Origin of the sequence: Halomonas sp. Bachu 37 (genome assembly GCF_039691755.1) — a bacterium.
GTDB lineage: Bacteria > Pseudomonadota > Gammaproteobacteria > Pseudomonadales > Halomonadaceae > Vreelandella > Vreelandella kashgarensis.
Map to the genome: position 1 here is coordinate 3,255,454 of NZ_CP137552.1, position 21,028 is coordinate 3,276,481.

The following is a 21,028-nucleotide window of genomic DNA, read 5'->3' on the forward strand; positions in this document are numbered from 1 at the left end:
AGGCTTGTTGTGACGCAATCGCTGTACGTGGGTATCAAACGGCGTCAGCGCCGCGCTCCCCGGTGCGGATACGAATCACGTCTTCCAGAGGTGTCACGAAAACCTTGCCATCGCCGATCTTGCCGCTGTTGGCCGCGCTGCAGATGGCGTCGAGCACGCCGTCCAGGCGCGCATCGTCAACGGCGACCTCGACCTTGACCTTGGGCAGGAAATCCACCACGTATTCCGCGCCGCGATAAAGTTCGGTGTGGCCTTTCTGGCGGCCGAAGCCCTTGACTTCGGTGACGGTGATGCCCTGGACGCCGTTGTCGGCCAGGGCCTCGCGCACGTCGTCGAGCTTGAATGGCTTGATGATGGCGGTGATGAGTTTCATCCCGGATCTCCCCTGCTGGATAAGTCGTGCTTGGATTAGCAACGGCGCTGCCGCAGCGTGTCTGAACCGTTAATGCGCATACCATGCCATCAGAAAAATTTTTCTTTTATTTCTTGTATTTGCTCTATTCAGAAAGCCGGCCTACACCATGGAACGAGCACTGACGTAATCCCCTCGACTTGCCAATGCACCATAAATGAACACCGCCGCTTCACCTTCGCATCATTTCGATGCATGGCGGCGACGTCGGCTCGCAGACGGTTTGCGCTGGGGCACTAAATCGAGGTATGCGTGTCTGGCGTGGGTTGCGTATCCTGTAGGGCAGTTACCATGAATCTCTTAATTGAGTTCTAATCCACGAGAAACCGTAACCCGTTCCACAAGCTCTATTCCGATCCAGGGAATACTTGTCTTAATCATTCAGGAGAGCCGTCATGCAGCCCCAAGACCGTATCAGCCGCCTCGCACAACAGATCGGCGAGCGTCTGCAAAATGCTTCACAAGCCCCCGAGGATATTCAGAAGAGTGTCCAGCATGTCGTGCGTGGTGCGTTCGACCGCCTGGAACTGGTGTCCCGCGAGGATTTCGACATCCTGATGGACGTCCTCCAACGCACTCGCGCCCGGGTGGAGGCCCTGGAAAGCCAGGTGGCCGCACTCGAGGCCGCCGTGGATACCCAGGCCAAGCCGGTGGTCAAGGCCGAGACGCACGCGGTAACGCCTGACCCCAAGGCTCCACCCAAGCCCACGGATTCCTGACCTCGGAGACCTGCCGTCCGGCATGGGTAACGCCGGACGGGACCCAAGCCTCTATATAGTAAATACAAATCAATATCATTGACATTTTTCATTGTGATGTTACGCTCCGTTTCTCATTTTCTTATTGTTTGCGGATTGTTCATCATGCACGCTTTCAGCACTCCTGCTTTTAGGCTTGTCGGCACCGGCCTGCTCCTGGGCTGTCTCTCAAACGGCGCTTTCGCTCAAACTGCAACTGCGGCAGGGGTCCAAACGGACGCCCAGGACACCTTGGTGGTCGTCGGTTCGCGTACGCCTACCCAGATTAGCCAGATCCCCGGTGCCGTGTGGGTGATCGACAGGGAGATGCTGCAGCAGCAGACCCGCAATGGTGCAGATCTCAAGACGGCACTGGGGCGCCTGGTACCTGGGCTAGACCTGGCGCCGCAAGGACGCACCAATTATGGGCAGAACATGCGCGGCCGGGGCGTGCAGGTACTCATCGACGGTGTATCGCTGAATAGCTCGCGGGGGCTCTCGCGCCAGTTCGATGCCATCGATCCGTTCAATATCGAACGTGTGGAAGTGCTCTCCGGGGCCAGCAGCCTTTATGGCGGTGGCGCTACCGGCGGTTTGATCAATATCATCACGCGCAAGGGCGAAGAAGGTCTGAACTGGCGTACGGAAGCCGGCATCACCACAGGCTTCAACGACAGCGACGACCAGGACCGACGCCTGTCGCAATCCGTCAGCGGCGGCAACGAACGGGTACAGGGCTACCTGGGTACTGCCATCGGCGATAACGGCCGCCACTACGACGCCAGTGGCGAGGAGATCTTCCCCGATATCGCCCAGACCGACCTGCAGGACAACCGCAGCGTCGATGTCCTGGGCAATCTCTCTTTCCACCTGACCGACGAGCAGACCCTGGAAGTGGGAGCTCAGCTATACCGCTCCGGCTTCGAGGGCGACCGGGGCGTCTACTTTCCCAACCTCGACGCCTCCGTACCCAATCTGAACGATGCCGAGATTCGCGATGGCTACCGCTCCGATCGCGACCCCGAAACCGACCGCAAGCTCGTCAACGTCAACTATCATCATGCCGATCTTTGGGGGCAGAATTTCTACCTACAGGCCTTCCACCGGGAGGAGGAGTCCAGCTTCCAGGCCTTTCCCTATCCCGTCTCGGATGGCCTGGAGTTCCGAGCCTCGAAGCAGAATACCGACCTGAGCGGCATCAAGGCACTGTTCGAGTCGCGCCTGGGCGATGACGTTTCCCTGACCTACGGCCTCGACCTGGATCGGGAGAAATTCGATGCCAGCCAGATGCTGTTCGATACCGGCGTATCAGATGCCACCGGTGGCCTGGTGCAGCAGCAGGCAGGGCTCGAGCCCCGCTATCCAGGCTATCAGGTAGACGGGCTGTCGGGCTTCGCCCAGGGCGACTGGCAAGCCACCCAGGCACTCAAGTTCTCCGCCGGATTACGCCAGCAGCACATGGACGTCGAAGTGGATGAGTTCCAGGGAATCCCCGGGGGCGAGAACGACTACGAAGCCACCTTGTTCAATGCCAGCGCCCTTTATGATTTCGGTAACGGCCACCAGAACTGGCTGCAGTTCAGCCAGGGCTTCGAGCTGCCCGACCCCGCCAAGTACTACGGCAAGAGCCCGGAGGTGAGCGTCGACAACAATCCCCTGTCCGCCATCGAGACGGATCAGGTGGAGCTTGGCTGGCGTTACCAAGGGGGCAACTGGACGGCGCAGACAGCGCTTTACTATGCCTGGTCGGACAAGGCCGTGGAGAACGCCCAGGACCTGAGCGTCAGCGTGGTCGACGAAAAGAAACGCGATTTCGGCCTGGAAAGCGCGGTGACCCGTTACTTCGACAATGGCCTGGAGGTAGGGGGCACCCTGCACCTGGTACGTTCGGAGCAGGAGAACGATCAGGGCTCATGGGAGAAGCGTGACGCCCGCTACGCCTCGCTCTCCTCCGCCACCGCCTTCGTCGGCTGGACCGACTACGTGCGCTCGGCGCGCCTGCAAGCCAATCACGCCTTCGACCTGGAAGACGATGCGGATCGCGAGATCGACGGCAATACCACTCTCGACCTGTCGCTCAGCCAGGAGACCGACTTCGGCACCGTGAGCCTGGGTGTGCAGAACCTGCTCGACGACCAGTACTCCACCGTCTGGGGCCAGCGGGCCGCCATGTTCTACTCGCCCTATTACGGCCCGGAATATCTCTACGACTACCAGGGGCGCGGTCGTACCTACACCCTGAACTGGTCGATGGCCTACTGAGCACCGGCGCACATCGGCCACAGTACCTGGGCGAGGCAAGGGGAATGGTTTCACTCGATAGGCAAACACCATGTTCGGTTCCGCTCACCACCTGTGACCTGCTCGACCTCGGCCAGCGCTTCGGGATCGACTATCGCTTTCCCGATGCGCCCCCTCGCTCCCAGCCCAGCCCTTGTGTGGCCCGGGGGCGGGTAACGGAAGTCGAGATCGACCCCACCCTGCGCGTGACGCTTTCGGATCTCGATGTCCTGCACGCCTATGCCTCCACGTCACGCCGTGCCGTACCCTGGTTTCTCAGCGTGATTCTGGAAGGCAACATCCGTGTGGGGCTCGGCCGTCAGTCGTACCAGTTGCAGGCCGGAGAGGCTTTCAGCACGCATTTCAGCGAGCAGACCGGGCTCGAGGTCTTCCAGCCCGCGCCACAACGGTTACGTATCCTCAACGTCTCGGTGTTGGCCTGTTCCGGCCCCCTCGCCTCCTCGCCCATCCCCCTCGCGCCGCCGGCAACGCCGATGCTGCATACCTGGCGGGTGCCGCATTTCCTGTACCATAGCCTGGAAGCGGCATTGACCTCGACCTGGCCGCTGTCACGGCAACGCCTGCTGTGGCAGGGCCTGGCACTGCAATTGCTGGCGCATGGGTTGCCTTCCAGCGGCCTCGGGCCCAGCGACGAAAGGACAGGGCAACGCATCCCGGCGGGCCTTTCCCGGCGTGATCACCAACGCCTGGAGCAATTGCGCCATCGGCTTGAACATCATCCCCACCATGAGTACCGATTGGCGCAGTTGGCACGGGACGCCGCCATGAGCCCCAGCAGCCTGCGTGACAAGTTCCAGCGTTGCTATGGCTGCTCGGTATTCGATTACCTGCGGCGTTGCCGCCTGACGCAGGCTCAGGAGTACTTGCGTCAGGGCTATAGCGTGCAACAAGCCGCCCATGCCTGCGGCTATCGCCATGCCACCAACTTCGCTACCGCTTTTCGCCGCCAGTTCGGCGTCTCTCCCGGCAGCCTCACCTAGGCGTGGCCAATCCCGGTGTCTGTCTCGCCGCGCCTAGCTCTCTGTTCCTGCGCATAGCTCTTGTTCCTATGCATAGCTCTTGTTCCTATGCATAGCTCTTGTTCCTATGCATAGCTCTTGTTCCTATGCATAGCTCTTCTGGCATTCGGCATACCTCAGCAACGCCTTAAAGCGCAATAATTCTCATTACTGTAAATTCTTCCGCAGGACAAGAGAATCATGCCCATGTCACCCCTTCCAAGAAATCGACTCTCCCTGGCCATTGCCTGCATTGCCGGCAGTATCGGCCATGCGGCCTGGGCGCAAGAGCCGGCGGCCAACCTGGATACCGTCACGGTAACCGCGCAACAAGCCGCCACCAAGGTCGCCACGCCTTTCATCGAGACCCCCCAGGCGACGTCCTTGATTACCCGTGACGAGATGGAAGAGCGTGGTGTACGCAGCGTACAGCGCGCCGCCGATTACACTCCCGGGGTCTACACCAATCAAGTGGGCGCCTCCAATCGCTACGATTACCTGGTCCTGCGAGGCTTTTCCGATGGCAGCTTGAGCAACACCTTCCTCGACGGCCTGAAGGTGATGGGGGACACCAACTCCTATAGCTCGATGACGATCGACCCGTGGTTTCTGGATAGCATCGAGGTGGTCAAGGGGCCGGCCTCGGTACTTTACGGGCGCGCCTCCCCTGGCGGCGTCGTGGCCCTGAACAGCAAGCGCCCGGAATTCCAGCCGGGCGGCGAACTGCGCCTGAGCGTAGGCAACAACAACCAGCGCAGCGCGGCATTCGACCTGACCGGGCCGCTCGGCGAGCAGAATCGTGTCGCGTTTCGCCTGACCGGACTCGCCAGCGCCGCCGATACCCAGTTCGGCCCGGTGGAGGAGCAGCGCTACGCCCTGGCCCCCTCGCTCACCTGGGACGTAAGCGATGACACCAGCCTGACACTGGAAGCTTATCTGCAGCAGGACCCGGAAGGGGGATACCACTCCGGCGTTCCGTTCGAGGGCGCCGTGGTCCCGCGCAATGGGCGCAAGATTGCCAACGACTTCTTCGATGGCGAGGAAGACTACGATAAGTTCGAGCGTACCCAGCGCATGTTCGGCTATGCGCTCGAGCACCGCTTCAATGACGACTGGACCGCAAGGCAGCACTTGCGCTATCTGGATGCCGACGTCGAGTTGGACCAGGTCTACGGCTTCGGCTGGGCACCGGGCTCGGATAGTGAACTGGTGCGCTACTACGCCGGCGGTGACGAATCACTGCAGGCCTGGACGGTGGACAACCAGCTCGAAGCGACGCTGGACGACGGTTTCCTGGAGCATACGCTGCTGCTGGGTGCCGATTACCAGCAGCGCGATAACGATATCGAGTGGCCCTCGGGCGCGTTCCCCAATATCGATGCCTTCAATCCGCAGTACGGCGCCGACCCCACGGCGATGTATCCGCCCACTCGCGAGAAGCATGAACTCGAGCAGGTCGGCGTCTACCTGCAGGATCAGATCGCCCTCGACAACTGGCGCCTGACTCTCGGCGGCCGCTACGACTGGGTCGATATCCGCAATACCAACCTCGATGCCGAAAGCCGCAGTGAACTCGACGACACCCAGTTCAGCGGCCGGGCCGGGCTGCTCTACCTGTTCGATAACGGCGTGGCGCCCTATGTCAGCTACTCCACCGCCTTCACTCCCACCAGTTTCGTCGATGCCGAGGGTGACCTGCTGCAGCCGATGGAGGGGGAGCAGCTGGAAACCGGCATGAAGTACCAGCCACCAGGAACCGAGGATCGTTACAGTGTCGCCCTGTTCCGCATCAATCAAGAAAACGTGGCCACCAAGGAGCAACCCACCGACCCGTACCGCGCCATCGGCGAGATCGAATCCCAGGGGGTCGAGCTGGAAGCGCATACGCAGATCACCGACAACCTGCGGCTCCAGGCCGGCTACAGCTACACCGATATCACCTATGCCAAAAGCGACGACGGTAATGAAGGCAATCAGGCCATCTATTCGCCCCGCCATCTGGCCAGCGTATGGGGGCATTACGCCGTCACCGAGGGTGTCCTGAGCGGCCTGGATGCGGGTCTAGGCGTGCGCTATCATGCCGACATTCAGGCTGACAGGGCCAATACCGAAACCGTTCCCGACTACACCCTGCTGGATGCCACCTTGGGTTACGACCTGAGCCAGGTAGGCCTTGAAGGCCTCCAGGCGCGGGTGAATGTAAGCAACCTGCTGGACAAGGAGTACGTGGCGTCGTGCAACTCGCTGGAATACTGCTATTTCGGCGCCGAGCGTAGCGTAACCGCCAGCGTCAACTATCGTTTTTAGCACCCTCAGCCGCGATACCTTCTTGCACCGATACGCCCAGGTCGATATTCGCCTGGGCGTTGCTTGCCTGATATCAGGTTTGCAAAACAATAAACATTATCGTTTAAATACATCTCTTATTGACTGGATGACCGTTCACTCCCATGCGCTGCACTTCCCTTCCATCACTCGCTCGCTGCGGACTGTTCACCGCTTGCTTGCTGACCGCCGCTACCGCCAAGGCACAGTGGGCCACGGTCGACTGGACGATTGCCGAAACACTGTTGGCCATCGACGCGCCTGTCAGTAGCGTCGCCCAGCAGGATGCCTACCACGACTGGGTAGGCGAGCCACGAATTCCCGACACTGCCACGGACATGGGCCTGCGTACCCAGCCCAACCTGGAACTGCTGGCGCAAGTTCCGCCCGAACGGATACTGATTTCGCCGATGTTCGCCGGATTGACGCCGCGCCTGGAGCGCATCGCTCCGGTCACGTCATTCACTCTCTACTCGCCGGGCACCGATACCTGGCAGGAAATGCAGACGCTGACCCGCCAGCTGGGTGATTTGACGGACCGCGGAGCCCAGGCAGAACGGCTGATCGGTGAAACCCAGGCGCTAATGGCCGAGCTGCGCGCAGCGAGACCCGATACCGCACCCCTGTTGATGGTGCAGTTCATGGATGCGCGTCACGTGCGCGTGTTCGGGGAAAACAGCCTGTACGACACCGTGCTTGAGCAACTGGACCTTTCCAATGCATGGGATCAAGCCACCAATGCCTGGGGGTTTTCTCTCATAGGCATCGAAGCCTTGGCACGTTATCCAGAGGCGACGCTCGTCATCATCGACCCGCTGCCGGCAGGGGTGGAGGAGCGCCTTGCAGGAAGCGGACTCTGGCAGCAATTACTCAGCGTCAAAAACAACAATCTGCTGCGCCTGCCGCCGGTATGGAGCTTCGGTGCGCTGCCTTCGGCACAGCGCTTCGCGCGGGAACTGGTCGCTGCGTTGGAAGCTTCCCCAGACAGCGACCAGTCGAACGATTGACCAGTAAACAGCTTGCTGGCCAGACAGCTTACCAGCGGTAGTTCACGCTACCGATCACGCTGCGCGACTCGCCGTAGTAGCACCAGTACTCGCAGCTGGCGACATACTCTTCATCGGTGAGATTGTTGACGTTGAGCTGGGCCTGCCAACCATCGGCAAACTCGTAACCCACCATGGCATCGACCAGCGTATAGCTGTCCACATCGGCACTGCTGTTGTCGGCATCCACACTGCTACCCACATAGCGCACGCCGCCGCCCAGGGTGACACCGTCGAGCACCCCGCCGGTGAGCGCATAATCCAGCCATGCGGAGGCCTGGTGACGTGGAATCAGGCTGGCGCGCCGGTCATCTTCCAGGCGTGAATCATTGTAGGTGTAGGCAGCGGTGACCTTGAGGTCATCGGTCACGTAACCCACGCCTTCCAGCTCGAAGCCTTGCGAGGTGCGCTCGCCTTCCTGGACCTGAAAGCCTGCCGGGGAATTGACGAACGTGTTGCTCTCTTCCAGATCGAAGACAGCCGCCGTCACGTAGCCGTCCCAGTCAAACGGCGCCACCTTGACGCCCAATTCCCACTGGCGACCTTCCCGGGGCTCGTACAACTCGCCGGCACTGTCCACGCGGCCCACGGGGTCGAACGACTCGGTGTAGCTGATGTAAGGATTGACGCCATTATCGCCCAAGTACATGGCACCTCCCGACCACGACACCTGGTCGTCATCCGAGCGCTCCGTGGTGCCCGCGGTCAGGTTGCTGTTCTCCGTTTCCGCCTGGTCATAGCGCACACCGCCCAGCAACACCCAGCGGTCGTCGAGTCGCAGTTGGTTCTGCGCATAGATGCCGGTCTGTTCCTTATCGATCTCCCGCGACAGCAAATCGTCGGAACCGATCGGGGTGTAGTTGCCATAACTGGGATTGAAAATATCGATCGGCTCGCCGAACGCATAATCATCCGCTTCCCGACCACTCAAGGCGAGATTCTGATAATCGACACCCAGCAACAAGGTGTTCTCGGTGCGATCCGTGTACCACGTGCCGACAACACGGTTATCCACCGTCCAGCTATCGATGCCGCCATCGCGGTAAACGTGGCCCCGGGAGGCGCGACGGTCATCCACCATGGAGAGGGCATAGGTGCTGCGCAGGTCGAGATCGAGCTCGCTGTAGCGCAGGTCCTGTTCGAACGCCCAGGTATCATTGAGGGTATGCCTCAGCTCGTAACCTAACGCCCACTGGGTGCGTTTATCCTGATCGTAGCCTGGCTCGCTCAGGTTGGTGTCCCGGTCTACCTTGCCGAACGGGGTACTTTCGACGGTGCCGTAAGGCAACTTGAAGCCGTTGACCGGGACGCCGTCATCCTTCTGCACGCTGGCCAGGAAGGTCACCGTGGTGTCTTCGCTGAAGTCCACCGCCAGGCTCGGGGCGAAGTAATAGCGCTCGTTGTCGGTAGCATCCAGGTCGCCATCACGCTCCTTGTACAGGCCCACCATGCGGTAGCGCACGTCGCCGGACTCGGTCAGCGGCCCCGAAGTGTCGACACCGACCTGGCGGTGATAGCGATTGCCCACTTGCAGCTCGACGTTGCCCTGGCGCTCGGCGGTGGGCCGCTTGCTCACGGCATTGATCAAGCCGCCGGGAGGCGCCTCGCCGTAGAGAATCGAAGACGGCCCCTTGAACACCTCGACCCGCTCCAGGCCGTAGGGCTCGGGCAGCCACTGGTAGAAGCCTTCGCGGTAGATACGCAGCCCATCCTGGTAGGTCGACTGATCGAACCCGCGCACCTTGAACCAATCGGTATTGTTATCGCTGCCGTAGTGGCCCGAGAGAACACCGGCACGGTAACGAAACGCCTCGTCAAGCTGCTGAACATTGCGGTTATCGAGCTCTTCCCGATTGACGCTCGACACCGGCCGTGGTGTCTCGACCAGCGGGGTATCGACCTTCAAGGCCGTTCCCACTACTACCATAGTGTCGGTTTCAGCGTCCGCCGTCGCCGCGGAGGCTGCTAGGGGAAGAGCGGCCAGGCACAATCCGGCCGCAGTGGCTTGCATGGAGAATCGAATCGCGGCGGATAACGGCCGTCGTGGGAGCGAACAAGGGAGAGCGCGCATGAAAAGGATTCCAAAGCCAGAGAATGGGAAGCTTAAGACCGTCAAGAAGTCCAATCATAAATATGATAAGAGTTATTATTTGCATTAACAACCTATATGGAATTTACCTGCGCCATGTCACTGTAAAGGCAGAGGCAATTCGCTAGGTTGGGGTAAAAATCGCGAGGTAATTACATGACGCTGGCTATCGTCGCCACCCGGGCCGGTCTGGGGCTCGAGGCGCCTGAAGTGCAAGTCGAAGTCCATCTGGCCAACGGCCTGCCCGGCTTGACGCTGGTGGGCCTGCCGGAAACGGCGGTGAAAGAGAGCCGCGAGCGGGTGCGCAGCGCCCTGGTCAATGCCGGGTTCGATTTTCCCAATACACGGCGCATTACTCTTAACCTGGCCCCTGCCGACCTGCCCAAGGAGGGTGGGCGTTTCGATCTGCCCATTGCCCTGGGGATTCTTGCCGCCTCGGGCCAGATTCCTGTGGAAGCGCTGGAAGGCGTGGAGTGTACCGGCGAGCTGGCACTCGACGGCAAGCTGCGCGCGGTTCCCGGTGTATTGCCATTCGCCCTGGCTACTCGTCAGGCTGGTCGCGCCTTGATCGTGCCTCGTGATTGCGCCGACGAGGCGGCACTGGCCGGCTCCCTGAAAGTCCTCCCCGCAGATACCTTGTGGCAGGTGGTGGCCCACTTGCTGGGCCAGGAAAAGATTCCCGCCCACCAGTTGGCATTTCAACCGCAACCGGGGCAGCCACCGGCGGATCTTGCCGAGATTCGCGGCCAGCACCAGGCTCGTCGGGCCCTGGAAGTCGCCGCCGCCGGCGGCCATAATCTCTTGTTTGCCGGCCCGCCCGGTACCGGCAAGACCATGCTCGCCAGCCGTCTACCGGGCATTCTTCCGCCGCTGAGCGATGATGAAGCGCTGGAAGTGGCGGCGGTACGTTCGGTGTGCGGGCTACCGCTGGAGCAAGATTGGGGGCGGCGCCCCTTTCGCCAGCCCCATCATAGTGCCAGCGCGGCAGCGCTGGTGGGTGGTGGCTCGAAGCCCAAGCCCGGCGAGATATCCCTGGCCCACCACGGCGTGCTGTTTCTCGACGAGCTACCGGAATTTTCCCGCCACGTCCTCGAGGTACTTCGTCAGCCCCTGGAATCGGGAACCATTCACCTGGCGCGGGCCAGCCATGAACGCCGCTACCCCGCTCAATTCCAGTTGGTAGCGGCAATGAACCCCTGTCCTTGCGGCCACCTGGGCGACCCGCGCCAACGCTGTCAATGCAGCACAAGCCAGATCCAGCGCTACCAGGCCCGGCTTTCCGGTCCGCTGCTCGACCGCATCGACCTGCAGGTGGAGGTTCCCGCCTTGCCGCCCGAGCAGCTTACCTCCCAGGAGGTGGGAGAAAGCTCGGCAGCGGTACGCCAGCGGGTGATGGCCGCCCGCGAGCGGCAATTGGCGCGCGGCGCCCTCAATGCCTATCTCGGCGGCCGTGAATTGGAAGCCGCATGCGCCCTGCAAGCCGCCGAGCGCACATGGCTTGCCGAGGTGCTGGAAAAACTCAAATTGTCGGCACGCGCCTACCACCGGGTACTGCGAGTGGCGCTCACGCTGGCGGATCTTCAGGGTGAGGCGCGCCCCGCCCAGCCGCAGCTGATGGAGGCGATCGGCTATCGCCAACTGGATCGTTTGTTGAAGCGTGGCTAGCGTTCCCCTGTAGCCCATCGATGAAATCATCCAGGGCGGAGAACAAGCCGCGGCGAATCGGTTCGGCTTCGTTGACCAGATGGTGGCGCGCCTCGGGATGTCGAACTATCTGCGCTTCAGGAAATTTCTTTTCCAGCACATCGAGATTCCACTCCCAATCGACGGTAAGGTCCTGTTCGCCCTGGAGGATCAACGTCGGCACCGGGTTGGGGGGAAGCGCCAGCAAGCGCGGCATCCAGCGGCGCATGGCGCTGATCCAGGTCACGCTCAATTGTTCGGGCTGCAAAGGGTCGCGCTCACGCAGGAACTCGGTAAAGTGCTCATCGGTGGAATTGGGGCGGTACTTGCGCGGAATCGTCTTCACGAAGGGGCTGGCCACCAGATGCAGCCAACTGGCCTGGTTCCAGCGCCAGGGGCGTACCAGCGGAGCGAGCAGCACGATACCCGCCCAACCCGCCGTTTCGCGGCGGCTCAGCGCATCGGTCGCCAGGATAGCGGCGCCGGTGCTCTGGCCCACACCCAGCCAGGGCTTGGGCGCCAGATCCCGGGAGCTGAGATGTTCCTGAAGAAAGCTCAGACAGTGCTGGTAGTCGTCGAAATCCTCGATCGCCGCGCGCGGCCCGCTGGAAAGGCCATGCCCGGGCAAGTCCCACAAGACCACCCGCCAACCACCCGCCAGCAAGTGTTCGAGCAGGTGGCAATAGAGCCCTAGGTGATCGAAATACCCGTGTACTACAAAGGCCGTGCCTACCGGCTCCGGCGGGCTCCACACCTGGCACCACAACTGGAAACGTCCGGTGTCGAGATAGCCGACGTACAGTCCCACGTGTTCGCTGAGTAGCGGCGCCAGGCCATAATGCTCCAGGTAATCGGTCATTGGCTGGCCGCCCTTCTCGTCTAAAGGGGCGATCGGTCCCAAAGCCTGCAGGGGGGTAAAGTCGGTCATCGTAGCCTCCAACAGGTAGGACAGGGACTTTCCGCGCATCGTTCATACCGAGGCAAACGCAAAGCTAGCGCGCAGCGCAACCTCACCATACCAGATGGCGGACCACGACCGCAGAAAGTGCGAACGGGATATGGGAATAGGAGACCAGGACGAAAAGCGACAGCGCTTGGTAGACGTCGCCGGAAGGGAGGCCACAAGGAAAAGCCCCGCCTGGGGCGGGGCCTGACGGCTACGGGCCGATCGCGATGGATGGCAATGGGTAGCGACAATACAAGGGCGCTCTACTTCTCGTTCGTGCCCCTTTCGTTCGAGCCCTCTTCGTCCAGGTCGTCTTTGGCGAAGTCCTCTTCGTCGAGATCGGCGTCCTGCTCCATCTGTCCGGGCCGGATGGGCTGCTCGGTGTCGTCCAGGCCCTCATCGAAGTCACCCCGAGCCTCGTCGAAGGAGGCATCCGCGTCCCGTCCGTCCGCATCGATCACGGCACTGCCATGTTGGGTGGGGTTCGTCTGCTCGTTGGCCGGGTCTGACTGATCAGCGGAAAACGCACTCGGCGAAGCCGCACTGAATATACCCGCCAGAACAAGCCCTAAAGCGTTGCGATAATCCATGTCGTCGATCTCCTGTGTCGTATCTGCCTGACGTCAGCATCGCAGGCCCTCAGTCCCAGCCTTCGACACCCGCCATGTCGGGAAGCTCGTGGGCGATGCCCTTGTGGCAGGTAATGCAGGTATCGTCGCCCTCGACGAGCCCGCGCCGGTGAGCCGCGGCGGCCCTGGGACTCTGGCGCGTGAAATCCATGGCACCCTCGTCGTGACAGTTGCGGCACTCCAGCGAATCGTTGGACTCGAAGCGCCGCCACTCGCGGGAAGCCATCTCCAGGCGATGATCCAGAAACTTCTCGCGCGTATTGATGGTGCCGAAGATCTTGCCCCAGACTTCCTTCGAGGCTTGCATCTTGCGCGCCATCTTGTCGGTCCAGTTATGAGGCACGTGGCAGTCCGAACAGACGGCCCGCACCCCCGAGCGGTTCGAGAAGTGGATGGTCGGCTGGATCTCCTCGTAAACGTTGGCCCGCATCTCATGGCAACTGATGCAGAACTGCTCGGTATTGGTCGCTTCCATGGCGGTATTGAACCCACCCCAGAAGAGCACGCCACCGATAAAGCCGCCAACCGTCAAAAAGCCCAGGCTGAGGTACTTGCTCGGCGTGCTGAACGTCTGCCAGAACCCCTTGATGCCGCGGATCGCTTTCTTAAACATTTGGCCCCCTAATGGTCATCGCCGCTATCGGTCGTCTGGTCGTTACCACTCTGCGGCCAGCCGCGCATGATCTCGTTGATATCGAGAAAGTCGTTCTCGACCGCGAGGGGGGCAGTAGTCTGCGTAGCATGGCACTGAGTGCAGAAGTAGCGTCGTGGCGATAGTTCGGCCAGAAAGTTGCCGTCGCGGTCCATGTAGTGGGTGACACTGACCATGGGCGCCTGGCTCTGCTCCACCTGCTGCCGGCTATGGCAGCTCATGCAGCGGTTGGCGTTGAGATCCACCTGATAGTTGTCGATCTTGTGTGGAATCGTGGGCGGCTGCATGGGATAGGCGCGGGCTCTTCTCAGGTCCTGGTTCTCGACCGGATAGAGCGGCTCCGGCGTGCGTTCTTCCAACAGAGGCACGTTGCCGCGCAGCGCATCGAGCTCTCCTTCCGCGGCGGAGGCCGCCATGCTGAGACCCAGCATGGCTATGGTGATGGTTATGGCGATAAAGAAATGTCGCATCGTTAATCCCCTTTAGACCGGTTCGATCCGACAGGCGCACTTCTTGAAGTCCGTCTGCTTGGAAATGGGATCGGTGGCATCCAGCGTCACCTTGTTGATCAGCTGGCTGGCGTCGAACCAGGGCACGAACACCAGGCCTCGGGGCATGCGATTGCGTCCCCGCGTCTCGACGCGGCTGTTCATCTCTCCACGCGGGCTGATGATGCGCACCTCGCTGCCCCGCCTGACACCCATCTCGCGAGCGTCTTGCGGGTGGAGGTAGACCACCGCCTGGGGAAAGGCACGGTGCAGCTCGGGCACCCGTCGGGTCATCGACCCGGAGTGCCAATGTTCGAGTACGCGGCCGGTCACCAGCCACAGCGGGAACTCCTCGGAGGGCGATTCGGCCGGTGGCTCGTAGGGCACGGCATAGATCACGGCCCGGTTGTCCTTGTGGCCGTAGAACTGGAATTTTCGTCCCGGCTCCACGTAGGAATCATACTCGCCATTATAGCGCCAGCGTGTCTCCTGCCCGTCGACCACCGGCCAGCGCAGGCCCGTTACCTCGTGGTAAACGTCAAAGGGCGCCAAGTCGTGTGCCTTGCCGCGAGTGAACTGCGCGTACTCCTCGAACAGCCCCTTCTGCACATAGAAACCGAAATGTTCCGCCTCTTGATTGGGATACTCCTTGTCGACTTCATCGAGACCGAAGGCATCGACATTGCCGTTACGATACAGCACGTCGAACATCGATTTGCCCCGCAAGTCGGGATTGGCGTCGACCAGCTCCTGAGGCCATACCTCTTCGATCTGAAAGCGCTTGGAAAACTCCATCAGTTGCCACAGGTCGGAGCGCGACTCGCCCGGGGCATCCACCATCTGATGCCAGAACTGGGTGCGCCGTTCGGCGTTGCCGTAGGCACCTTCCTTTTCTACCCACATGGCGGTGGGCAGGATCAAGTCGGCAAGCTCGGTGGTGACGGTGGGGTAGGCATCCGAGACCACGATGAAATTATCCGGGTTGCGGTAGCCGGGGTAGGTCTCCTCGACCAGGTTGGCCGCCGCCTGGACGTTGTTGTTGCACTGCACCCAGTAAGCGTTGATCTCGCCATCCTTGAGCATGCGGTTCTGCAGGACGGCATGGGCGCCCGGCTGCTTCTGGACGGTACCCGCCGGGACACGCCATACCTTCTCGGCAAAGGCGCGATGGTCGTCGTTGGTCACCACCATGTCCGCCGGCAGGCGATGCGAGAACGTGCCCACTTCCCGCGCGGTGCCGCAAGCCGAGGGTTGCCCTGTCAGCGAGAAGGGGCTGTTGCCCGGCGTGGATATCTTGCCGGTGAGCAGATGGATGTTGTAGATCATGTTGTTCGCCCAGACCCCGCGGGTATGCTGGTTGAAGCCCATGGTCCAGAACGACATCACCCGGGTGTTGGGGTCGGCGTAGAGCTCGGCAAGCTCATCGAGGCGGCGCTTGGGCACACCGGAAATCCGCGTGACGGTCTCGGCATCGTACTGCTGCAGGAATTCACGGTAACCTTCGAAGTCGATGTTGCGGGCGCCGGCCACGTCCGCGGCATTCTCCGCTGCCAGCTCCAGACGATGCTCGGGGCGCAGGCCGTAGCCGATATCGACGTTGCCCTCCATGAAGCGCACGTGTTCGTTGACGAAGTCCCAGTCGACCCGGTCGTTCTCGATGATGTAACGGGCGATATAGTTGAGGATCGCCAGATCGGCCTGAGGCGTGAAGATCATCGGCATATCGGCGAGCTCGAAGGAGCGATGCTCGTAGGTGGAGAGCACCGCCACCTTCACGTGCGGTGCCGAGAGGCGCCGGTCGGTCACCCGAGTCCACAGGATGGGGTGCATCTCGGCCATGTTGGAGCCCCACAGCACGAAAGCGTCGGCGGCCTCGATATCGTCATAGCAGCCCATCGGCTCGTCCATACCGAAGGTACGCATGAAGCCGAACACCGCCGAAGCCATGCAGTGACGGGCATTGGGATCGATGTTGTTGGAACGAAAGCCGGCCTTCATCAGCTTGTTGGCCGCATAGCCCTCCCAGACCGTCCACTGGCCGGAGCCGAACATGCCCACCGCCTCGGGACCTTTCTCGCGCATCGCCGTCTTGAACTTGTCGGCCATGACATCGAAAGCCTCGTCCCAGCTCACCGGCGTGAACTCGCCGTTCTTGTCGTACTCACCGTTGGTCTTGCGCAGCAGCGGCTGGGTCAGGCGGTCCTGGCCGTACATGATCTTGGACAGGAAGTAGCCCTTGATGCAGTTGACGCCCCGGTTGACCGGCGCGTTGATGTCGGCGTGGGTGGCGACCACCTGGTTGTTGCGGGTCGCCACGTTGACCCCGCAGCCCACCCCGCAGAAGCGGCACGGCGCCTTGGACCACTTCAACTGGGTCTGGCTGGCGTCGGTAACGATGTTCTGCGCCTGGCCCGGCAGACTGATGCCTGCGGCGGCAGCCGCCGTACCGGCCGCCGAGCTCTTGATGAAATTACGTCGCGTCAGCTTCATAGCTCATCCCTCTGTCCGTTATCTGGCTGGCCGATACGTGGTTGTCCTGTTCACCGGCTTCGATCTCCTGCTCCAATGCCTGCGCGCTCTCCACATGGTGATAGACCAGGCTCACCGAAAGCACGCCCTTCTCGTTCTGCAGCCAGTCGATGAACGCGACGATCTCGTGCTGGCTAGGCGTTTCGAGCACTAGCACCATCTTGCCGCGCGGGTCGGTGGCATGGACTTCGACATCCGCGAAATCCTGGCAGCGCTCGCTTATCGTGGCGATCCGCTCTGGCTGCAGCTGTACCAACAAGCTGGAGATATGTACGTTGTTATCATTCATGATCCATCCTTGCTTACTAGTTCCACGGTCAGGTCTTGCAGTCTCATTCTCAAGGCTTTTTTGGCCTGCACTAGGCTCGGTGACCTACCGTCACGGCCTGGGTAGGACAGTTCTCGACGCAGGCACCGCACCCCGTACAGGCTTCGGTTTCCACCGTGGGTTCGGGCACCCGATGGGTGTTGAAATGAAAGCGGATCGCCCCGACCTCGCAACTCTCGCCGCAGTTACGGCAGTAGACACCTTCCAGCCCCAGGCAGCCTTGACCGATCGTGGCGACGTAATCCCACGCTGGTTCCCGGGTATGGTCAAAGGCTCCGGCCTCGCAAGCCTGCTCGCAGGCACCGCAAAAGGTGCATTCACCGCGATTGAAATCGATTTCGGGAAAGCCGCCATCACCACGAACGATGATGCCGGTTTCACAGGCACTCCCGCAGTCACCACACTGGGTGCAACGGGCGATGAAGTGCTTCTCCTCAAGCGACCAGGGTGGCCGCAACGCCGGCGGGTGGTCGGCCCGGCGGCCAAACAGCAGAGCCCGCTTCGAGCGGTTCACCGGCGTCGAGTTGGCTGTTTTCATCATGGCGGCCCCCGCTATCCCGGTGGGCCGGGAGGCCCGGTGAAGATCTGGAAGATCCACACCAGAAAACCATAACCGGACACCACCAGCACGGCGAGGATCGGAAACAGGATCCCGGCCAGAAAAAGGAAGACGAGCAGCTCACGTCTTTTCTCTCGTTTATCCTCGGTTCTTTCCTCAGTTCTTTGCATAAGTAAACTCACCGCAACGCGACTCCTTGTACTACCTTAGGAATCATCAGCGCCGCTGACAACCTCGTTTTTTGCCAGTGTTTCGCTTCTTTTTCTGACAAATTCTGTCAAACGATGACCAGGAGCTTGCAATGAGAATGGTTTACCAACCTGTCGGGATCTTGCTGGGCACACTGACGTTCGCGGCAGCGACATTTGCCACGGCTGACGAGAGCGCATCATCCGATCCCATGAGTCGGCTCAGCCAATTTCATCAGCATCAGCAAACCTTGGGTTTACTGGCCCAAGAGCGGGCCGACGCCGATGAAATCAGCGAGCTGGCGGAAGAGTTCGCCGTGGATCATGGGATTCTCGAAGAGTGGCTGAACGAGGCCGGGCATTCGTCGCCCCCGTCTGATGAAAGCTCGACAGGCTACAGCGCGGGAGAGAACGAGGCCTATACGACACTGCAGAGACAGCAGGGAGCCGAGTTCGACAGCCAGTTTCTCGCCTATCAGGAGGATATCCACCGCCAGGCGCTGGAGTATCTGGAGAAAAACCGCCCCGAAAGCATCGAGCAGTCCGAGCAGGCGAATCATCTGAAAGTGACCCATGAAACATTGCGCCGGCATCTTGGGATGCTGCAGAACCAGCGCCAGGAAGGCGATAACCCATCGTCAGATGAGTGACTCCAGCCGGGCGCCAAGCCATCCTGGGCTCTGAATCAATACTCATGACGCTGGATTAACCTTATGTCTAGTGAAGGGATCGGTTCTTCGGGTTTACATGTGGAAGTATTTTCCACAAAATCGTGACATGCTGGTTGAGTGATGCCACTCCCGCTTATCTTGCGCCCGGCACAAGCCGACCGCCGACGAACATGAGGAGCCCTCTATGTCCCAACGTATCTCTCGCCATCGCCTGCAGATGGCCGCTGAGCTGGACCGCTTCATTACCGAGCAAGCCCTGCCGGGCACCGGAGTCGATGCGGATGCTTTCTGGGCCGGAGTCGATGCCCTGTTTCATGACTTGACTCCCCGCAACCGCAGCCTGTTGGAAAAGCGCGAGGAGCTGCAGCAGAAACTGGATAGCTGGCACCGGGAAAATCCCGGCCCGGTCAGGGATATGTCGGCTTATCGCGGTTTCCTCAAGGAGATCGGTTACCTGGTGGAAGCGCCGAGTAGCGTTACTACCACCACCGCCAATGTCGACCGCGAGATCGCCATCCAGGCCGGCCCGCAGCTGGTAGTGCCGGTAAGCAACGCCCGCTATGCGCTGAACGCCGCCAATGCCCGTTGGGGCAGCCTGTACGATGCCCTCTACGGCACCGACGCCATTTCCGAGGAAGACGGCGCGGAAAAGAGCAGCGAGTACAATCCCAAGCGCGGCGAAAAGGTCATCGCCTACGCCCGTGGCGTGCTCGATCGTGCCGCTCCTCTGGCCACCGGCTCGCACCGTGATGCAGTGAAATACCTGCTACGTGACGGCCATCTGATCGTCACGCTGGAAGGCGGCCGCGAAACCGGGCTGAAGGATTCCGGCAAGCTGATCGGCTTTACCGGCGATGCCGCCAAGCCCGAGTCCATCCTGCTGACCAATAACGGTCTGCATCTGGAAATCCAGATCGATCCGACCCACCCCATCGGCAAGACCGATCCGGCGGGCGTCAAGGATCTGGTGGTGGAAGCTGCGCTGACCACCATCATGGACTGCGAAGACTCCGTCGCCGCCGTGGACGCCGAAGATAAAGTGGGCGTTTACAGCAACTGGATGGGCCTGATGAAAGGCGATCTTGAAGAGCGGATCGACAAGGGCGGCAAGACCATCACGCGCCAGCTACACGCCGACCGTACCTGGCAGACCACCGATGGCAACGCCATCACCCTGCCGGGGCGTTCGTTGATGTTCGTGCGTAACGTCGGCCACCTGATGACCACGCCGGCAGTGCTGGACGCCGACGGTAACGAGCTGCCGGAAGGCATTCTCGACTGCTTGATGACCTCGCTTCTGGCCCTGCACGACCTGAAAAAGGATGCCGACCAGCCGCGCAATTCGCGCACCGGTTCGGTCTACATCGTCAAGCCCAAGATGCACGGCCCGGAAGAAGTCGCCTTCTCCAACGAGCTCTTCTCCCGCGTGGAAGACCTGCTAGGCATGACCCGCGACACGCTGAAGATGGGCATCATGGACGAGGAGCGCCGCACCACGGTCAACCTCAAGGCGTGTATCAGCGAGGCGGCTTCTCGCGTGGTGTTCATCAACACCGGCTTCCTCGACCGTACCGGTGACGAGATGCACACCGCCATGGAAGCCGGCGCGATGATCCGCAAGGGTGACATGAAGGGCGCTGCCTGGATCGGCGCCTACGAGCGCAATAACGTTCTCGTCGGCCTGGATTGCGGGTTACGCGGTCGCGCCCAGATCGGCAAGGGCATGTGGGCCATGCCGGACCTGATGCACAACATGCTGGAGCAGAAAATCGGCCACCCGAAGGCCGGCGCCAATACCGCCTGGGTGCCCTCGCCTACCGCCGCCACCCTGCATGCGCTGCACTACCATCAGGTCAATGTCGGCGACATCCAGCGCGAGCTGGAAAGCCAGGGTGAAGTGGACCTGCTGGACGATCTGCTCACCGTGCCGGTGGCCGAAGACACCAACTGGTCTGATGAGGAAATTCAGCAGGAGCTGGATAACAACTGCCAGGGCATCCTCGGCTACGTGGTTCGTTGGGTGGAGCACGGAGTGGGTTGTTCCAAGGTACCGGATATTCACGATATCGGCCTGATGGAAGACCGCGCCACGCTGCGTATCTCCAGCCAGCACATTGCCAACTGGCTGCACCATGGCATCGTCGACACGCCGCGTGTCGAAGAGACCCTCAAGCGCATGGCCAAGGTGGTCGACGAGCAGAACGCAGGCGATCCGACCTATACTGCCATGAGCGCGGACTTCTCCGCCTCCACGGCGTTCAAGGCGGCATCCGACCTGATCTTCAAGGGCCGCGTTCAGCCGTCTGGCTACACCGAGCCGCTGCTCCACGAGTGGCGCCAGGTACACAAGGCGAAGTAAGTCTTGAATCGACCACGCTAGGCGATGCTAGGGGCCTAGGGTGCTCATGAGGCAAATCGACTACCGGCTGCAAACTCAGTTATTGATG

18 protein-coding genes are annotated in these 21,028 nt (G+C 61.1%); 8 read left to right on the plus strand and 10 right to left on the minus strand.

Annotation, left to right across the window (positions count from 1 at the left end; all coding sequences use genetic code 11):
* Positions 1 to 34: 34 nt before the first annotated feature.
* Complete coding sequence (locus tag R5M92_RS14965) at positions 35 to 373, minus strand: P-II family nitrogen regulator (RefSeq protein ID WP_346796762.1); 339 nt, start codon at positions 371 to 373, stop codon at positions 35 to 37.
* Between the two features lie 434 nt (positions 374 to 807).
* Between R5M92_RS14965 and R5M92_RS14970 the strand changes: the two genes are divergently transcribed.
* The 5 genes from R5M92_RS14970 to R5M92_RS14990 all read left to right on the plus strand — a co-directional run bounded on the left by R5M92_RS14970 (position 808) and on the right by R5M92_RS14990 (position 7,780).
* Positions 808 to 1,131 carry an accessory factor UbiK family protein gene (locus R5M92_RS14970; RefSeq protein WP_346796763.1) on the plus strand — a complete coding sequence of 108 codons (324 nt, stop codon included), beginning with the start codon at positions 808 to 810 and terminating at the stop codon, positions 1,129 to 1,131.
* 144 nt (positions 1,132 to 1,275) lie between these two features.
* Entirely contained in the window at positions 1,276 to 3,411 is a 2,136-nt protein-coding gene (locus R5M92_RS14975; protein ID WP_417339012.1) for a TonB-dependent receptor, read from the plus strand.
* 44 nt (positions 3,412 to 3,455) lie between these two features.
* Positions 3,456 to 4,430 (plus strand): AraC family transcriptional regulator, encoded by a 975-nt coding sequence (locus R5M92_RS14980; protein ID WP_346796765.1) that lies wholly within the window; start codon positions 3,456 to 3,458, stop codon positions 4,428 to 4,430.
* A gap of 225 nt (positions 4,431 to 4,655) precedes the next feature.
* On the plus strand, positions 4,656 to 6,755 hold the full coding sequence (locus R5M92_RS14985) for a TonB-dependent siderophore receptor (RefSeq protein WP_346796766.1): 2,100 nt from the start codon (positions 4,656 to 4,658) through the stop codon (positions 6,753 to 6,755).
* 143 nt (positions 6,756 to 6,898) lie between these two features.
* Positions 6,899 to 7,780, plus strand: a complete 882-nt coding sequence (locus R5M92_RS14990; protein ID WP_346796767.1) for an ABC transporter substrate-binding protein — start codon at positions 6,899 to 6,901, stop codon at positions 7,778 to 7,780.
* Between the two features lie 28 nt (positions 7,781 to 7,808).
* On the opposite strand, the gene R5M92_RS14995 is transcribed toward R5M92_RS14990, so the two are convergent.
* A complete protein-coding gene (locus R5M92_RS14995) occupies positions 7,809 to 9,830 on the minus strand; it encodes a TonB-dependent siderophore receptor (protein ID WP_346796768.1) in 2,022 nt (673 codons plus the stop codon).
* Between the two features lie 234 nt (positions 9,831 to 10,064).
* Here R5M92_RS14995 and R5M92_RS15000 point away from each other — a divergent pair, with 234 nt between their 5' ends.
* Positions 10,065 to 11,573 carry a YifB family Mg chelatase-like AAA ATPase gene (locus R5M92_RS15000; protein ID WP_346796769.1) on the plus strand — a complete coding sequence of 503 codons (1,509 nt, stop codon included), beginning with the start codon at positions 10,065 to 10,067 and terminating at the stop codon, positions 11,571 to 11,573.
* On the opposite strand, the gene R5M92_RS15005 is transcribed toward R5M92_RS15000, so the two are convergent.
* The 8 genes from R5M92_RS15005 to R5M92_RS15040 all read right to left on the minus strand — a co-directional run bounded on the left by R5M92_RS15005 (position 11,473) and on the right by R5M92_RS15040 (position 17,892).
* Positions 11,473 to 12,519 (minus strand): alpha/beta hydrolase, encoded by a 1,047-nt coding sequence (locus R5M92_RS15005; RefSeq protein ID WP_346796770.1) that lies wholly within the window; start codon positions 12,517 to 12,519, stop codon positions 11,473 to 11,475. The genes R5M92_RS15000 and R5M92_RS15005 overlap by 101 nt on opposite strands.
* 281 nt (positions 12,520 to 12,800) lie before the next feature.
* Positions 12,801 to 13,127 carry a hypothetical protein gene (locus R5M92_RS15010; RefSeq protein WP_346796771.1) on the minus strand — a complete coding sequence of 109 codons (327 nt, stop codon included), beginning with the start codon at positions 13,125 to 13,127 and terminating at the stop codon, positions 12,801 to 12,803.
* A gap of 49 nt (positions 13,128 to 13,176) precedes the next feature.
* Complete coding sequence (locus R5M92_RS15015) at positions 13,177 to 13,779, minus strand: NapC/NirT family cytochrome c (protein WP_346796772.1); 603 nt, start codon at positions 13,777 to 13,779, stop codon at positions 13,177 to 13,179.
* Between the two features lie 8 nt (positions 13,780 to 13,787).
* Complete coding sequence (locus R5M92_RS15020) at positions 13,788 to 14,288, minus strand: nitrate reductase cytochrome c-type subunit (RefSeq protein WP_346796773.1); 501 nt, start codon at positions 14,286 to 14,288, stop codon at positions 13,788 to 13,790.
* Positions 14,289 to 14,300: 12 nt separating this feature from the next.
* Complete coding sequence (gene napA, locus R5M92_RS15025; protein ID WP_346796774.1) at positions 14,301 to 16,796, minus strand: nitrate reductase catalytic subunit NapA; 2,496 nt, start codon at positions 16,794 to 16,796, stop codon at positions 14,301 to 14,303.
* On the minus strand, positions 16,777 to 17,124 hold the full coding sequence (locus R5M92_RS15030; protein WP_346796775.1) for a chaperone NapD: 348 nt from the start codon (positions 17,122 to 17,124) through the stop codon (positions 16,777 to 16,779). The genes napA and R5M92_RS15030 overlap by 20 nt, the downstream gene beginning before the upstream one ends.
* A gap of 70 nt (positions 17,125 to 17,194) precedes the next feature.
* Positions 17,195 to 17,704 carry a ferredoxin-type protein NapF gene (gene napF / locus R5M92_RS15035; protein ID WP_346796776.1) on the minus strand — a complete coding sequence of 170 codons (510 nt, stop codon included), beginning with the start codon at positions 17,702 to 17,704 and terminating at the stop codon, positions 17,195 to 17,197.
* An 11-nt stretch (positions 17,705 to 17,715) separates the two neighbouring features.
* The gene (locus tag R5M92_RS15040) at positions 17,716 to 17,892 is read right to left on the minus strand and encodes a periplasmic nitrate reductase, NapE protein (protein WP_346796777.1); all 177 of its coding nucleotides are present in this window, start codon (positions 17,890 to 17,892) and stop codon (positions 17,716 to 17,718) included.
* Positions 17,893 to 18,023: 131 nt separating this feature from the next.
* Between R5M92_RS15040 and R5M92_RS15045 the strand changes: the two genes are divergently transcribed.
* Entirely contained in the window at positions 18,024 to 18,560 is a 537-nt protein-coding gene (locus R5M92_RS15045; RefSeq protein ID WP_346796778.1) for a DUF4142 domain-containing protein, read from the plus strand.
* A gap of 205 nt (positions 18,561 to 18,765) precedes the next feature.
* Positions 18,766 to 20,940, plus strand: coding sequence for a malate synthase G (locus tag R5M92_RS15050; RefSeq protein ID WP_346796779.1), 2,175 nt, complete (start codon positions 18,766 to 18,768; stop codon positions 20,938 to 20,940).
* The last annotated feature ends 88 nt before the right edge of the window (positions 20,941 to 21,028 follow it).

What these genes read in the sequence shown, in the direction of transcription:
- R5M92_RS15015 (WP_346796772.1), bottom strand. Translation starts at nt 13,779, where the DNA reads ATGTTTAAGAAAGCGATCCGCGGCATCAAGGGGTTCTGGCAGACGTTC.
- R5M92_RS15050 (WP_346796779.1), top strand. Translation starts at nt 18,766, where the DNA reads ATGTCCCAACGTATCTCTCGCCATCGCCTGCAGATGGCCGCTGAGCTG.
- napA (WP_346796774.1), bottom strand. Translation starts at nt 16,796, where the DNA reads ATGAAGCTGACGCGACGTAATTTCATCAAGAGCTCGGCGGCCGGTACG.
- R5M92_RS14990 (WP_346796767.1), top strand. Translation starts at nt 6,899, where the DNA reads ATGCGCTGCACTTCCCTTCCATCACTCGCTCGCTGCGGACTGTTCACC.
- R5M92_RS15030 (WP_346796775.1), bottom strand. Translation starts at nt 17,124, where the DNA reads ATGAATGATAACAACGTACATATCTCCAGCTTGTTGGTACAGCTGCAG.
- R5M92_RS14975 (WP_417339012.1), top strand. Translation starts at nt 1,276, where the DNA reads ATGCACGCTTTCAGCACTCCTGCTTTTAGGCTTGTCGGCACCGGCCTG.
- R5M92_RS14985 (WP_346796766.1), top strand. Translation starts at nt 4,656, where the DNA reads ATGTCACCCCTTCCAAGAAATCGACTCTCCCTGGCCATTGCCTGCATT.
- R5M92_RS15000 (WP_346796769.1), top strand. Translation starts at nt 10,065, where the DNA reads ATGACGCTGGCTATCGTCGCCACCCGGGCCGGTCTGGGGCTCGAGGCG.
- R5M92_RS14970 (WP_346796763.1), top strand. Translation starts at nt 808, where the DNA reads ATGCAGCCCCAAGACCGTATCAGCCGCCTCGCACAACAGATCGGCGAG.
- R5M92_RS15020 (WP_346796773.1), bottom strand. Translation starts at nt 14,288, where the DNA reads ATGCGACATTTCTTTATCGCCATAACCATCACCATAGCCATGCTGGGT.
- R5M92_RS15010 (WP_346796771.1), bottom strand. Translation starts at nt 13,127, where the DNA reads ATGGATTATCGCAACGCTTTAGGGCTTGTTCTGGCGGGTATATTCAGT.
- R5M92_RS15045 (WP_346796778.1), top strand. Translation starts at nt 18,024, where the DNA reads ATGAGAATGGTTTACCAACCTGTCGGGATCTTGCTGGGCACACTGACG.
- R5M92_RS14965 (WP_346796762.1), bottom strand. Translation starts at nt 373, where the DNA reads ATGAAACTCATCACCGCCATCATCAAGCCATTCAAGCTCGACGACGTG.
- R5M92_RS15040 (WP_346796777.1), bottom strand. Translation starts at nt 17,892, where the DNA reads ATGCAAAGAACTGAGGAAAGAACCGAGGATAAACGAGAGAAAAGACGT.
- napF (WP_346796776.1), bottom strand. Translation starts at nt 17,704, where the DNA reads ATGATGAAAACAGCCAACTCGACGCCGGTGAACCGCTCGAAGCGGGCT.
- R5M92_RS14980 (WP_346796765.1), top strand. Translation starts at nt 3,456, where the DNA reads ATGGTTTCACTCGATAGGCAAACACCATGTTCGGTTCCGCTCACCACC.
- R5M92_RS14995 (WP_346796768.1), bottom strand. Translation starts at nt 9,830, where the DNA reads ATGCAAGCCACTGCGGCCGGATTGTGCCTGGCCGCTCTTCCCCTAGCA.
- R5M92_RS15005 (WP_346796770.1), bottom strand. Translation starts at nt 12,519, where the DNA reads ATGACCGACTTTACCCCCCTGCAGGCTTTGGGACCGATCGCCCCTTTA.